We start from the raw sequence: 13,292 nt of genomic DNA, 5'->3' as shown, positions 1-13,292 counted from the left end.
TCAGAAGTAACAACACAAGCAAAACCAGAACGTCGTAAACGTCAGAAGTTAGAGGATATGGAAGGCTACAAACCTTCTATTTATGGTCTTACTCGTGACGAGTTGATTGATTGGGCTATGGAACACGGTGAAAAGAAATTCCGTGCTACTCAAATTTGGGATTGGCTTTACAAGAAGCGTGTGCAATCTTTCGAAGAAATGACCAACATTTCTAAGGATTTCATTGCTAAATTGAATGAGAATTTCTGTGTGAACCCATTGAAACAACGTATCGTTCAAGAATCTAAAGATGGTACTGTTAAATATCTTTTTGAATTGCCAGATGGTATGTTGATTGAGACGGTTTTGATGCGTCAACACTATGGTTTGTCTGTCTGTGTGACAACTCAGGTTGGATGTAACATCGGTTGTACTTTCTGTGCCAGTGGTTTGATTAAGAAACAACGTGATTTGACGGCTGGTGAGATTGTGGCGCAAATCATGTTGGTACAAAAATACTTTGACGATCGTGGCGACGGTGAACGTGTCAGCCACGTGGTTGTTATGGGTATCGGTGAGCCATTTGATAACTATGACAATGTGCTTCGTTTCTTGCGTACCATTAACAATGATAATGGTCTTGCCATTGGAGCGCGTCACATTACCGTATCAACATCTGGTTTGGCACCAAAAATCAAGGAATTTGCTAACGAAGGTGTTCAAGTTAACCTTGCCGTATCACTTCACGCGCCTAACAATGACCTTCGTTCAAGCATTATGCGTATCAACCGCTCATTCCCACTTGAAAAACTCTTTGAAGCTATCGAGTATTACATCCAAACAACCAACCGTCGTGTAACTTTTGAGTATATCATGCTTAATGAGGTCAATGACCACCCTGAAAACGCTCAAGAGTTGGCTGATTTGACTAAGAAAATCCGTAAGTTGTCATACATCAACTTGATTCCATATAACCCAGTATCAGAGCACGACCAATATAGTCGTTCAACGAAAGAACGTGTGGCGGCCTTCTACGATGTGCTCAAGAAAAATGGGGTTAACTGCGTGGTTCGTCAAGAGCACGGTACAGATATCGATGCTGCTTGTGGACAATTGCGTTCAAACACTATGAAACGCGACCGTCAAAAGGCTGTAGCAGAAGCTTCTGGTAAATCAGAAGGTAAGTAAGATGTTTCAGCTTAAGACTTGGGTAGATAAGGATGGAGAACTAACACCAAAAGGAAGAAAGCTAAGCCGAGTTTTGGTCTATACTTATCTCCTTTGTTTAGTGCTCCTGTGTTGGACACCCCAGTACGGGCTAGTTGAAGGTGTTGACACCCCTGGTATTCAACATTTTGGTCGTGTTGTGGTCCTATTAACCCCATTCAATAGTTTGACCAACTTTTATCAGCTGGATAGTCTTAAGGAGATTGTCTTTGTCCTTGGGCAAAATGTGACCAACATTTTCTTACTGAGTCCGCTGATTTTAGGGCTTTTAGCCTTGTACCCCAGATTCAGGTCTTGGAAAAAGGTCCTTTTAGCGACCTTTGTCATGTCTTTGACGATTGAGGTTGGACAAGTCATTCTAGACCTTCTCATTGATGCTAATCGTGTCTTTGAGTTAGATGATTTATGGACCAATACTTTAGGAGGTTTGCTGGCATTAGCTGCCTACCGCCTCCTTGTGAAACTGATTCAAACGCATTTTAAAGAGTAAAAAACCTGGGAGCTTACGCGTCTCAGGTTTCACTTATTTTCTATCATACAAATACAACACATTCAAAAGAGGGAAAAATGAATAAACACGTTTGGAGAAATAATGAAACATTTAATGATGACAGTAGTCACCGTATTAACGTTAGGAGTAACAATGACGATGGTTAAGGCAGATACCTATCAAAGTGGCCGTGATGCCGATATCATGCGAGAAAGAGGACAGGTTTGGAATTATTCTGAGGCTAAGAGAGAGCCTCAATTAGCTAACTACAACACCGATGGTCGCTATCTCAGTGAGGCAACTAACTTTGAATTGTACAATTTTGTCAGAGAGTATAAGACATCTGATGAAATCAGACGCATTTGGAACCCTAAGAAAGATGAATCCGTTATCCATGATAAGGATAGCTACTCTATGGATGATGGGCACAAGGTCTATAATTTTGATTCCTTTGCTTATCAATTGCCAGAGTCTACTGATTTTGGGAAGTTATCTTATATTGGTCACTTTCAGTTAGAAGATGGCACAATCTATCGCTATTGGAAGTAACCTTATCATACGAGACTTATACGAGGTCTATTATTAACCATTTGTAAGGATAGGAGGAGTAACTTGTCTTTTAAAGAATCAATCATTGCAAAACTTTGGTGGTTTTTCAAGTTAGAAAAACGCCGGTATATTGTCGGGATTTTGGCACTGAGTCTGGTTTCGGTTCTCAATCTGATTCCTCCTATGGTTATGGGGCGGGTCATTGATGCTATCACATCGGGAAAATTGACCAATCAGATCTTGCTTCTGAATCTCGTATATTTGCTTTTGGCAGCTCTGGGGATGTACTATTTGCGCTATGTTTGGCGCATGTATATCTTGGCGACTTCTTATCGCTTAGGCCAGATTATGCGTTCACGCCTTTTTGAGCATTTTACTAAGATGTCGCCTTCTTTTTATCAAAAGTACCGAACTGGGGACCTCATGGCCCATGCAACCAATGATATCAACTCTTTAACCCGCTTGGCTGGCGGGGGCGTCATGTCAGCCGTGGATGCCTCTATCACAGCCTTGGTAACCCTAATCACCATGTTTTTCAGCATTTCCTGGCAGATGACACTGGTGGCTGTCTTACCCCTCCCCTTCATGGCTTTTGCGACAAGTCGTTTAGGACGCAAGACCCATAAAGCTTTTGGAGAATCCCAGGCAGCCTTTTCAGAACTTAATAATAAGGTCCAAGAGTCGGTATCAGGTATCAAGGTAACCAAGTCTTTTGGCTATCAGGAGGCTGAGCTTCAGTCCTTCCAAGAGACCAATAAGATGACCTTTAAAAAGAATATGCATACCATGAAGTATGATAGCCTTTTTGATCCTTTGGTCTTACTCTTTGTTGGCTCATCCTATGTTTTGACCCTTCTTGTCGGTGCCTTTATGATTCAGGCTGGTCAGATAACGGTCGGAAATTTGGTAACCTTCATTACCTATTTGGACATGCTGGTTTGGCCTCTAATGGCCATTGGCTTCCTCTTTAATATCACACAGAGAGGAAATGTGTCCTACCAACGTATTGAAAATCTTCTGGAGCAGGAATCAGATGTTCAAGATCCTGCGCACCCTCTCCCAAGTATTGAAAATGGTCGCTTAGAATATGCGATTGACCGCTTTGCCTTTGAGGATGAGGATACTTTGAGAGATATTCATTTCACCTTGGACAAGGGGCAAACCCTTGGTTTGGTTGGACAGACTGGCTCAGGAAAGACGGCCCTTGTCAAGTTGCTCTTGCGGGAGCACGATGTTAATCAAGGAGCCATCTATTTGAATGGTCATAACATCCGAGATTATCGCCTATCAGACTTGCGTAGCTTGATGGGCTATGTTCCTCAAGACCAGTTTCTCTTTGCCAGCTCCATTTTAGACAATATCTGCTTTGGTAATCCGGATCTCTCCTTTGACAAGGTAGAAGAAGCGACTAAGTTAGCTCAAGTTTATGATGACATCAAGGATATGCCTGAAGGCTTTGAAACAATCATTGGTGAAAAGGGTGTCAGCCTATCAGGCGGTCAAAAACAACGTCTGGCCATGAGTCGGGCCATGATTTTGGATCCAGATATTTTGATTTTGGACGACTCCCTATCTGCGGTTGATGCCAAGACAGAATATGCTATTATTGACAATCTCAAACATACCCGCAAGGACAAGACAACTATCATTACCGCCCATCGTCTGAGTGCGGTGGTGCACGCTGACCTTATCTTAGTCATGCAGGATGGTCGTATCATTGAACGTGGCCGTCATGAGGATTTGCTAGCTAAGGGTGGTTGGTATGCCAAGACCTATGAGTCTCAACAGTTAGAAATGGAAGGAGGAGAAGAAGATGATGCCTAATCAAAACCAATGGTCTGTGTTTAAGCGTCTCTTGACCTATCTCAAGCCTTACAAATTCTTGACCTTTCTAGCTTTAGCCTTCCTCTTGTCCACAACGGTTATCAAGAGTATTATTCCCCTTGTGGCCTCTTATTTTATTGACCACTATCTTCATGATATGAATCAGGCGGCAAGTTTAATTCTGATTGGTTACTATGGTCTTTATCTTTTGCAGACACTAGTTCAGTATTTGGGAAATCTCTTTTTTGCGCGTGTGTCCTACAGCATTGTCAGGGATATTCGCCGAGATGCCTTTGCCAATATGGAGAAACTAGGCATGTCTTACTTTGACAAAACTCCAGCAGGCTCTATCGTTTCCCGCTTGACCAATGATACAGAGACTATTAGTGAGATGTTCTCAGGGATTCTGTCTAGCTTTATTTCGGCTATCTTTATATTTGTTACCACCCTTTACACCATGATGATCTTGGACATTCGTCTGACCGGGCTTATTGTGCTCTTTCTTCCTCTGATTGTTCTTTTGGTTAATCTCTACCGCAAAAAATCAGTGGTCATCATTGAAAAGACCAGAGCCTTGCTTTCAGATATAAATGCCAAACTGTCAGAGAGTATCGAAGGGATTCGCATCATTCAGGCCTTTAACCAAGAGAAACGCCTCAAAAAAGAGTTTGATGCCATTAATGAGGAACACCTGATTTACGCCAGCCGTTCCATGTCACTGGATTCTCTCTTTCTACGCCCAGCCATGAGTTTACTGAAGCTCCTGGGCTATGCTGTTCTCATGGCCTACTTTGGCTACCGAGGTATCTATTTGGGCATCACAGCGGGGACCATGTATGCCTTTATCCAGTACATTAACCGCCTCTTTGATCCCTTGATTGAAGTGACACAAAACTTCTCAACCTTGCAAACCTCGATGGTCTCAGCAGGTCGGGTCTTCGCCTTGATCGACGAGCGCACCTATGAACCTGAGCAGAGAGGCACAGATGCCAAGGTTACTGAGGGGAATATTCGCTTTGAAAATGTCTCCTTCTCCTATGATGGCAAGCACCAGATTTTGGATAATATTTCCTTCTCTGTCAATAAAGGAGAAACCATCGCTTTTGTCGGTTCTACAGGTTCCGGGAAATCCTCTATTATCAACGTGTTTATGCGTTTCTATGAGTTCCAATCAGGCCGAGTTCTTCTTGACGGTGTGGATATTCGCGATTATAGTCAGGCAGAGCTGCGTAAGAACATTGGTCTTGTTCTTCAGGAACCCTTTCTCTATCATGGCACGGTTAAATCCAATATTGCCATGTATCAGGATTTAACTGATGAAGAGATTAAAGCAGCCGCTGAGTTTGTGGATGCCAATCATTTTATCGACAAACTTCCAGAAGGCTACGATGCTCCAGTTTCTGAACGAGGTTCAAGTTTTTCAACTGGCCAACGCCAACTTCTAGCCTTTGCTAGGACCGTTGCTAGCCAGCCTAAGATTTTGATTCTGGATGAAGCGACAGCCAATATTGATTCGGAGACAGAGGCTATTGTCCAAAATTCTCTAGCAAAAATGCGTCAAGGACGCACAACCATTGCCATTGCCCACCGCCTATCGACAATCCAAGATGCCAACTGCATCTATGTCTTAGACAAGGGCCGCATCATCGAACACGGTAGCCATGAGGAGCTCCTAGCCCTCGGCGGCACCTACCACAAGATGTACAGCCTACAAGCAGGTGCAATGGAAGGAGAGTAAGCTAATCTAGACCATAGATTCTATATTCGAAAAGATTTCTTAAAAATCAAAATCGAGTGGTGACATACATGTCACTACTTTTTTGTTGGCTTGCAACCTATAATAAAACCATAGCTTAAGAGAAAAAGCTAAAAAATAATATTTTAGGAGGTTGTTAGAATGACAACACAAACAATGAACAATTTTGAAACACTCGATCTCGAGGCACTTGCAAACGTTGAAGGTGGAAATAGATGTAAAGATTTAATCTTTGGAGGAGCTTTAACTGGCGCAGGTGCTGGATTTACAGGTGGTATGGCAGCATTTGGTGTTACAGCATTTCCAGGAGCATTTGTAGGAGCACATGTTGGAGCAGTTGCTGGTGGGCTAGCATGTATCGGAGCGAGCTTTTAGAGAGGTTAAAAAATGAATGTGACTAAGTATAATAAGATGTGCGATGCTGAGCTAGAAATTATTTCTGGTGGTGGGAAAGTTGGAGCAGTAATTGGTGGCTGTCTAGGTGGTATGCTCATGGCATGGGCAGCAGGACCTGTTTCCGCAGGGGGTTATACTATGATATGTGCTACTTCGGGGCTTGCAAATGCTTATTTTTGATGTTCCCGAAGTAAAATTATTCTTGCTGATAATAGCGGAGATTATATTATATTTGATTGCATATCTTAGTAATAGAAAAAACAAAGATATGTATATTCGCCTATTTAAAGTATCAGTACTAATGACGCTACTGTATTACATCTCCAGTAGAATGTAATCGCTAAGGTCTTTTTTGAGATCTTACAGCAGTATAAAAAAATACAGAAAGGAATAGAGTTTAATGTAATAGCTTATTCAGTTTACAAGACTGACTGAGGTTATTCATAATTTAGGTGTTTTATCATGAAGTTAAAGAATGTTAGTTCGAGAGTATTGCGATTTTCTAGGGTCGTCACTGCTGTACTGGCAGTTTTCCTTATAAGTACCAGTATTTCTCTCTACAAAAGCAAGACCTCTCCAGAGATTTGGTTAGCAGTCGGAGCACTAGCTTTAGTAGTCATTTTTGTAAATGGGCTGCTCTACCATATTCTTAAGAAGCGTCCAGATTCAGTGAATCCGTTAACAATACGGCAGTCCTTCATTGTCTTTCTGGTCATCTCATTTCTAGTGCTTTGTGTAGAGTTTTACACATTACTTACATTCAGTGATACCACAGACCGTATAGTACTAGCCGTATTAATGCTTTTGTTAATCCTCTGTGATTTTCTAGCTTATTTGCAAGTCAAAAAATATTTTAAAAGATAAAAGGTATCTATAATCATGACTAAAAAACACCTAGTATCTCTAATGATGTCTATGGGCTTCATCCTTGTTGCCTTACATAACTTGGGAGAAAAACTGAATTTTGGACTTCAATGCCTAAATATTATTGGGTTATGTCTTTTTCTCTTTCTTATGTGTACGATTATCAAGGATATAAGGTCAGACAAGTAGTGACATTTATGTCACTACTTTTTTATCGGCTTCCAATCTATAATAAAAATCATAGCTTTGCACAGAAAGCTAAAAACACTTTAAGGAGAAAAGTATGTTCAAAAACTCAAAACCGTATTTACTGGCTACCATTCTCATCGGAATGGGCCTCGCTAATCTATTTAGAAGTTTGGATGCAGTCCACCATACCATTAACTTGTTGGGGCTAACCTTGCTTCTTTATAGTCTGCTTTTTAAAAAATGGACACAATTTAAGAAATAATGTTGAGTCCTAGATAATCCGATTACTTGTGTTTTGTCACTATCTTGAGAGGAAAAGACTCTAAAGCTCACTCTAACCCCACCATTCAGAAAATATAGTAACCGTTTGTGACATTATTCAATTTACGTTGCATAAAAGTGTTATAATAAGAAAGTGATTAATGAAACATGTGAAAATTAGAGTGAATTTCCAATGTTTGAAGGATATTCTTCTATCGTATAGACAAAACTTGCAGGGTCTGGGTCTTCAAAAAATGTCATGAAAGGAGGATTACTATTGGAACAATTTGTTATTTCTAGAAAATATATTAAATTTATCGTGCAAGTTATTTTGGCTGTCTGTATTCAATGTGTGATAACATTTTTCTGGCATCAAGAAAGAACATTTTTATTTTATACCTTGTCACTTTATGTTTCTTCATCGCTCTCTGATGATCTTAGTCAGCTGATTTGTAGAAATGAGAAGTGATGTCGTTACTCTAATCTGTCACGATTAATGTGATATTTACGAGGTTTTAGCTATTCTAGATTCAGAAATAATAGCCAATCATTTCTATGATAATACCTTATAATTTGTTTAAATAGTCCTAGTAAAAAAGGAGTTAAAATGGTGATATTACAAAAATTTAGTTCTGCTGTGTTACGTTCGTTACGTGTCGTATCAGCAATCCTAGGAGTAGTCATTGGGAATATAGCTTTAAATACTCTATCTAGTCAGCATCCAATCTGGATTTGGCTACCTCTGGCATTGCTATCAATCTTTTTACTTGTGTTGCCCCTGTTGATTAAGCAAGAGCTTGACCGTCGTCCACTTGAAGAACGACAGTTTACTCTTAAACAAATTTACGCTGGTATGGGCTTGGCGCATTTGGCTATAATTTTAGCTGGTATTTATCGTTTGCTGACGGTGAGAGATGCCGAATGGCGTCTAATCATTATTGTTGTGATTGTTTTGGATATTTGTTTGCTAGCTTTTCTGACACCTAGAGTGCTTAAAGTTATTAAACAAAGTGAACGAGGCTAGAATTCAGTTTATGATAGACACGCCTATAAAAATTGCGATGCTGTAAGTTCTTATCTATGCTTTGGTAACTTTCTAGGTGTTGTGAAAACTTTCTGTTTGAGAGAACTGTGAGGTTTAAGTTTTATGTCAAAAAATCTACGTGCCATTACGGCCATTGTTTTGTCCCAATTGCTTATTGAGTGGATGGGATTCTTTTTAGGTATTCCTCTAAGTAAGATTCTGGTTTTAACAGTACTTAGCAGTCTAGCAGAGATTTTGATGCATCTTTTCCTAATCAAAAAATCTAAAGTTACTTTGGGCGATAAAGAGATATGGCATCAATACTTTTTATTCTTTAAGAAGACGCTGTGGCTCTCCATTTTGTTAGTTGCCATTTTACTTTTTTATACGCTGACTAAATCTGATAGCTTTATGCTTTATTTTTACTGGCATATCTTTGTGTTGTTCCACTGTCTTGGCTACATCATTTGTTTAAATAACATTAAAATGAATCGTAAAAATTGAAGACTAAATCTTGTTTATTTCCACACAATAAAAAAATCCCATGGGAGTTCTCATCCTATGGGATTTTTGCGATAAAGACTAATAAGGCAATGTCATCTGACTTTGGCTTAGGTCCACAGTTAATTCGTAGTCACTATTGTCACGAATGGTGTGCTCAAAGTCTGTGGTATAGAGAACAAGTCGGAGTTTGTCGCCCTTGTTGAGTTTGTAGATGGTTGGTTGCAAATCCAAACCGATAGTCATCCATTCATTTGGAGTGACATCCTCAATGGTGAGGAGGTCTTTACGATTTTGCAGGTTAAGGTGTCCCTTGGTAATGACACGGTATTTTGCCTGCTTGAATGGCAATTCACGTAAGGCTTCTTCCTTGAAGAGACGGCCATTATCTAAATTCATGCGTTTGAGTGCGGGAATAGGTGCGAGATACTTCTTGTCACCCATTTCCAGAACTTGGGCCGAAATGAGACCACGGTTTGTGCTAGATTTGACTTTGAGCTCTAGATGGACACGGCCATTAATCTGGATGTCTTGGTCCAGTTCAAAGTCCAAGGTAATGGCATTGGCTTTGTCTGCAAAGAGGGCATCCTTGAAGCTTTGGTATGCTTTACCGTATTTGGTGAAGGTTTCCTCTTTATAATGGTTAGCGATGCTGGCTTCAGTCTCACCAAGCTGAATGCTTTTACCATTGTCGTGTCCAAAGTTATCGAGAACTTCCCAGGTCTGTTCAGACTGGTTGTTTTGCCAGATAACAGTAGGCAGTGTGTAGCCATTCTCCAAACCAAGGAGTTTCTGACAAATCAAGGCGTTCATGCTTTCTCGGAAGTCAATAGACTGCCAAGCATTCATGTAAACGTGGGCACCATTGTGGAAGAAGAGGTGTTTTTCAAGAGAGTCTGGAAGAGCATTGAACATTTGATAGACGTTAATCGGTTTGACATTCCAATCTTGGCTACCATGTGTAAAGACAACAGTAGCTTTAACACGGTCTGCGAACTGCACATAGTTACGGTCATGCCAGAACTGGCTATAATCACCATGCTTACGATCAATGGCTGTGCTTAGCTCTTTGAGGTAGGCTTGGTAGTCTTTTTGGTGGCGTAGGTATTCTCCAGCTAATAGGGCACGAGAATAGGTAAATTCAGTCAAGGTGTCGAGATCTTCACCAGGATAGCCTCCAGGACTGACGAGGAGTCCATTTTCACGATAGTAGTCGTACCAAGAAGAAATACCTGCTTCAGCGATAACCATCTCCAAACCGTCAACACCAGTTGTAGCAAGGGCGTTGGACATGGTACCCAAGTATGAAAGTCCAGTAGTAGTCACCTTACCAGATGCCCAATCTGCAGTGATGGTATGCTGTCTGCTACGGCTAGTAAAGGCGCGTGCACGACCATTGAGCCAGTCGATGACAGCTTTATAGGCCAGAACTTGCTGATAGTCTCCAGAGGTCATGAAGCCTTCAGAATTGAAGGTACCGACACCCGACACATAGATAGAAGCCACACCACGAGCCAACATGTAATCGTTAAGCGTGTAGGTATCTGTGTGAGCAAAACGCTCCTGAGCCTTCGTGACAGGATTGATAGGCGTAAGGTCTGCCTCTGGTGTCTTGATTTCTGGTTGGCTAAGGGAGATTTCACCTGTTGGTTTGACGAGCAAATCACCTTCCATCTTGTGGGTAAGCTTGTCTGAAGCAGGCTCGTTAGTCCCTTGTTGATAAGGACTTGCGGTCATCATGGCTGGAACTGGGAAGTCCACATCAGGACGTAAGATAGTTACCTTGACCAAATCTAACTGTCCATCTTGATCGGTATCTACAGGTGTTTCGACATAAACCACCTCACGGTGAAGCTGATTAGTGTCAAATGTTGCCAAGCTCTTACCATTAAAGAAGACGTAGTTATTACTTACAGGAATCAAATCCTGAGCTACTAACTGATCAATTAAGGTATTGCCAGACTGTGTGCGTGTTGCTAGCAATTGATGGAGGTTATTAAGGCTACCATCAAAAGTAATTGGAAAAGCCATTTCCTCTAGGAAAGCAGCACTGTCTGTAAAGTCCACATTAGGGACAAATCCTAGCATTTGAAGAGCTACCAAACCAAAGACGTCAGCAGTCAAAGGACGGTCTGATTGGAAGAAGGTTAGGAGATCAGTCTCTGTATCAGCGATCCAATTTTTCAAAGCCAAATCAGTATCTTCAAAGAAAAGGAAGTGCTTGCGAACAAAAGCCTCAAAATTGGCTTTGGCACTGGCATCTAGAGAGACTTCAAAGCCTAAAGAACGAAGTTCCTGACAAGCAATTTCAGGACTAACAGGGATGTAACTAAACTGGTTAAATTTCATATTTAAAAACCTCAAAAAGAATACATAAACATTTCAGAAATATCTTTACATCAGACATTATACTTGATAAAATGATAGATGTCTAAATTATTGTAAAATGTGAAAGGAAATAAAGAGACAAATGAATGATTTTCTAAAAGAAGCGCTCAGTCATGATTGGATTATGAAGTACATTACTGAGTTTATTGGGACAGCTTTGATGGTTGCACTTGGTAATGGTTCGGTTGCCAATGTTGAGCTTAAAGGGACTAAGGGTAGTAAGTCTGGATGGCTTGTTATTGGTTTTGGTTATGGTTTTGCGGTAATGATGCCAGCACTTATGTTTGGTGATGTTTCTGGTAACCACATCAACCCAGCCTTCACACTTGGACTTGCTGCATCTGGCTTGTTCTCATGGGTAGCCGTTCCAGGTTACTTGATTGCTCAACTTCTCGGTGCTTTCTTAGGACAAGCTATCGTGGTTTGGGTTCACCAACCTTATTATCTTCAAACTGAGAATCCAAACAACATCCTCGGTACCTTCTCTACAATCTCTGCTGTTGATGATAACTCAGACTCAGAGGAAAATCACAAACGTGCTTGGCTTAATGGTTTTGCCAATGAGTTTGCGGGTTCATTCCTTCTCTTCTTTGGTGCTCTTGCCTTGACTAACAACTACTTTGGTCACAAATTAGTCTCACAAGCAGTTCAATATGGGTATGATAAAGAAGCTGTAACAGGTCAAATGGCTAATGGTGCACTTGCGGTTGCCCACATCGGTGTTGGTTTCTTGGTTGCAGCCTTGGTTATTTCGTTTGGTGGTGCAACAGGTCCAGCTCTTAACCCAGCCCGTGACTTGATGCCACGTCTTCTCCACCACATTTTGCCAACAACAGTTCTTGGTGAGCACAAAGGTGATTCTAAATGGTGGTATGCATGGGTTCCAGTTGTGGCTCCAATCTTAGCAGGAGTTTTAGCTATAGCTTTGTTCAAGTTCCTCTACCTTTAATCAATACAAAAAATCTGAAGTTAGTGCTTCAGATTTTTTTATGCTTAAAATTTTGAAAGTAATAAAAAACTGAGAAAATATTCTCAGTCACATTGGATTAGTCATTACTAGAATGGTAGCACCTAAGGTGTAAAGATTCCATAAAACATGAAGTGTGATACTTGCAGATAAGTTTTCTCTTTTTTGGTAGACCATAGAGAGAGCCAAGCCCATTCCGATATAAAGAGTGAGGTAGGCAAGATTAGTTGGCATATGAAAGAGACAAAAGAGCCCAGTGCTGACTAGCACAGCTGTTTTCGAATAAGGAGCTAACCAGGTGAAAATCCACTTGCGAAAGAGGATTTCTTGGAGGAAGGCTGCCGAAATCATACCAATGGCTACTGGAAGGATAGGCGTTGTTGTGAGCGTCTTTTGAAGTTCTGCATGGTAGTTGGTATGGGTTAGTAGCATAAGATTACTGCCAATGACTCCCATCAAGAAGATAGTGAGAAAGCCCCAGATAATTGCTTTAGCATCCTTGAGGTCTAGTCTAAAACGAGTCATCAATCCTTCACTCTTTGCCCAGAGATAGGTAAGGTAAAAAATGATGAGATTGATAGCGATGACTCCCCAGCTTTCAAGCTTCGTAAAAGTCAATCCAGTCTGATTGTTATATAAGGTTGTCATACCTAAGGTGATGTTTGGGATAGCTATCATCAGCAGTAAAAAAAATCCCTGATAGGCATGTCTAAATGCCAGATTATTGACAAGAGTTTTCATAGACTCTATTATACTCTAAAATGAGGAAAATGCTAGCCCCAAAGTAAAGATAATGTAATGATTTTCATAATTTGTGTGAAAGAAAGTGAAAAAATTACAATACTGTTTTTTCTTAGGAAAATCCTTGTCACACAAG

General features: G+C 40.8%; 14 protein-coding genes. 12 read left to right on the top strand and 2 right to left on the bottom strand.

Annotated features, from left to right (window positions below; genetic code table 11):
- The first annotated feature begins 57 nt into the window (after positions 1 to 57).
- The 11 genes from rlmN (at position 58) to A6J31_RS07525 (ending at position 9,063) form a co-directional block, all read left to right on the top strand.
- Positions 58 to 1,167: a 23S rRNA (adenine(2503)-C(2))-methyltransferase RlmN gene (gene rlmN / locus A6J31_RS07570; protein ID WP_096832658.1), complete on the top strand. Its 1,110-nt coding sequence runs from the start codon at positions 58 to 60 to the stop codon at positions 1,165 to 1,167.
- Position 1,168: 1 nt separating this feature from the next.
- Positions 1,169 to 1,696 (top strand): VanZ family protein, encoded by a 528-nt coding sequence (locus A6J31_RS07565; RefSeq protein ID WP_080610841.1) that lies wholly within the window; start codon positions 1,169 to 1,171, stop codon positions 1,694 to 1,696.
- 102 nt (positions 1,697 to 1,798) lie between these two features.
- Positions 1,799 to 2,245 (top strand): hypothetical protein, encoded by a 447-nt coding sequence (locus A6J31_RS07560; protein WP_002891741.1) that lies wholly within the window; start codon positions 1,799 to 1,801, stop codon positions 2,243 to 2,245.
- Between the two features lie 63 nt (positions 2,246 to 2,308).
- Positions 2,309 to 4,069, top strand: coding sequence for an ABC transporter ATP-binding protein (locus tag A6J31_RS07555; RefSeq protein ID WP_060971665.1), 1,761 nt, complete (start codon positions 2,309 to 2,311; stop codon positions 4,067 to 4,069).
- Complete coding sequence (locus tag A6J31_RS07550) at positions 4,059 to 5,807, top strand: ABC transporter ATP-binding protein (protein ID WP_398584218.1); 1,749 nt, start codon at positions 4,059 to 4,061, stop codon at positions 5,805 to 5,807. The genes A6J31_RS07555 and A6J31_RS07550 overlap by 11 nt, the downstream gene beginning before the upstream one ends.
- 159 nt (positions 5,808 to 5,966) lie before the next feature.
- Entirely contained in the window at positions 5,967 to 6,200 is a 234-nt protein-coding gene (locus tag A6J31_RS07545) for a Blp family class II bacteriocin (RefSeq protein WP_048674859.1), read from the top strand.
- A 36-nt stretch (positions 6,201 to 6,236) separates the two neighbouring features.
- Complete coding sequence (locus tag A6J31_RS07540) at positions 6,237 to 6,401, top strand: class IIb bacteriocin, lactobin A/cerein 7B family (RefSeq protein WP_225791565.1); 165 nt, start codon at positions 6,237 to 6,239, stop codon at positions 6,399 to 6,401.
- Between the two features lie 282 nt (positions 6,402 to 6,683).
- Positions 6,684 to 7,085, top strand: coding sequence for a hypothetical protein (locus A6J31_RS11805; RefSeq protein WP_048674851.1), 402 nt, complete (start codon positions 6,684 to 6,686; stop codon positions 7,083 to 7,085).
- A 283-nt stretch (positions 7,086 to 7,368) separates the two neighbouring features.
- Positions 7,369 to 7,536, top strand: coding sequence for a hypothetical protein (locus A6J31_RS11530; protein WP_048674846.1), 168 nt, complete (start codon positions 7,369 to 7,371; stop codon positions 7,534 to 7,536).
- Positions 7,537 to 8,142: 606 nt separating this feature from the next.
- Entirely contained in the window at positions 8,143 to 8,559 is a 417-nt protein-coding gene (locus A6J31_RS07530; RefSeq protein ID WP_048674843.1) for a hypothetical protein, read from the top strand.
- 123 nt (positions 8,560 to 8,682) lie between these two features.
- Entirely contained in the window at positions 8,683 to 9,063 is a 381-nt protein-coding gene (locus A6J31_RS07525) for a hypothetical protein (RefSeq protein WP_048674841.1), read from the top strand.
- A gap of 78 nt (positions 9,064 to 9,141) precedes the next feature.
- On the opposite strand, the gene A6J31_RS07520 is transcribed toward A6J31_RS07525, so the two are convergent.
- The gene (locus tag A6J31_RS07520; protein ID WP_048674839.1) at positions 9,142 to 11,409 is read right to left on the bottom strand and encodes a Xaa-Pro dipeptidyl-peptidase; all 2,268 of its coding nucleotides are present in this window, start codon (positions 11,407 to 11,409) and stop codon (positions 9,142 to 9,144) included.
- A 121-nt stretch (positions 11,410 to 11,530) separates the two neighbouring features.
- Between A6J31_RS07520 and gla the strand changes: the two genes are divergently transcribed.
- Positions 11,531 to 12,397, top strand: coding sequence for an aquaglyceroporin Gla (gene gla / locus A6J31_RS07515; RefSeq protein ID WP_021143668.1), 867 nt, complete (start codon positions 11,531 to 11,533; stop codon positions 12,395 to 12,397).
- An 87-nt stretch (positions 12,398 to 12,484) separates the two neighbouring features.
- Here gla and A6J31_RS07510 read toward each other — a convergent pair whose 3' ends face one another.
- Positions 12,485 to 13,063, bottom strand: coding sequence for a CPBP family intramembrane glutamic endopeptidase (locus A6J31_RS07510; protein WP_225791564.1), 579 nt, complete (start codon positions 13,061 to 13,063; stop codon positions 12,485 to 12,487).
- Positions 13,064 to 13,292: the final 229 nt, after the last annotated feature.

Origin of the sequence: Streptococcus sp. FDAARGOS_192, assembly GCF_002073815.2 — a bacterium.
In the GTDB taxonomy this organism is placed as follows: Bacteria; Bacillota; Bacilli; order Lactobacillales; family Streptococcaceae; genus Streptococcus; species Streptococcus salivarius_H.
Note: the sequence above shows the minus strand (reverse complement) of the source record. Positions and strands in the feature narration are given on the sequence as shown.

What these genes read in the sequence shown, in the direction of transcription:
- A6J31_RS07565 (WP_080610841.1), top strand. Translation starts at nt 1,169, where the DNA reads ATGTTTCAGCTTAAGACTTGGGTAGATAAGGATGGAGAACTAACACCA.
- A6J31_RS07520 (WP_048674839.1), bottom strand. Translation starts at nt 11,409, where the DNA reads ATGAAATTTAACCAGTTTAGTTACATCCCTGTTAGTCCTGAAATTGCT.
- A6J31_RS07540 (WP_225791565.1), top strand. Translation starts at nt 6,237, where the DNA reads ATGTGCGATGCTGAGCTAGAAATTATTTCTGGTGGTGGGAAAGTTGGA.
- A6J31_RS07530 (WP_048674843.1), top strand. Translation starts at nt 8,143, where the DNA reads ATGGTGATATTACAAAAATTTAGTTCTGCTGTGTTACGTTCGTTACGT.
- gla (WP_021143668.1), top strand. Translation starts at nt 11,531, where the DNA reads ATGAATGATTTTCTAAAAGAAGCGCTCAGTCATGATTGGATTATGAAG.
- A6J31_RS07560 (WP_002891741.1), top strand. Translation starts at nt 1,799, where the DNA reads ATGAAACATTTAATGATGACAGTAGTCACCGTATTAACGTTAGGAGTA.
- A6J31_RS07525 (WP_048674841.1), top strand. Translation starts at nt 8,683, where the DNA reads ATGTCAAAAAATCTACGTGCCATTACGGCCATTGTTTTGTCCCAATTG.
- A6J31_RS11530 (WP_048674846.1), top strand. Translation starts at nt 7,369, where the DNA reads ATGTTCAAAAACTCAAAACCGTATTTACTGGCTACCATTCTCATCGGA.
- A6J31_RS11805 (WP_048674851.1), top strand. Translation starts at nt 6,684, where the DNA reads ATGAAGTTAAAGAATGTTAGTTCGAGAGTATTGCGATTTTCTAGGGTC.
- rlmN (WP_096832658.1), top strand. Translation starts at nt 58, where the DNA reads ATGGAAGGCTACAAACCTTCTATTTATGGTCTTACTCGTGACGAGTTG.
- A6J31_RS07550 (WP_398584218.1), top strand. Translation starts at nt 4,059, where the DNA reads ATGATGCCTAATCAAAACCAATGGTCTGTGTTTAAGCGTCTCTTGACC.
- A6J31_RS07545 (WP_048674859.1), top strand. Translation starts at nt 5,967, where the DNA reads ATGACAACACAAACAATGAACAATTTTGAAACACTCGATCTCGAGGCA.
- A6J31_RS07510 (WP_225791564.1), bottom strand. Translation starts at nt 13,063, where the DNA reads ATGACAACCTTATATAACAATCAGACTGGATTGACTTTTACGAAGCTT.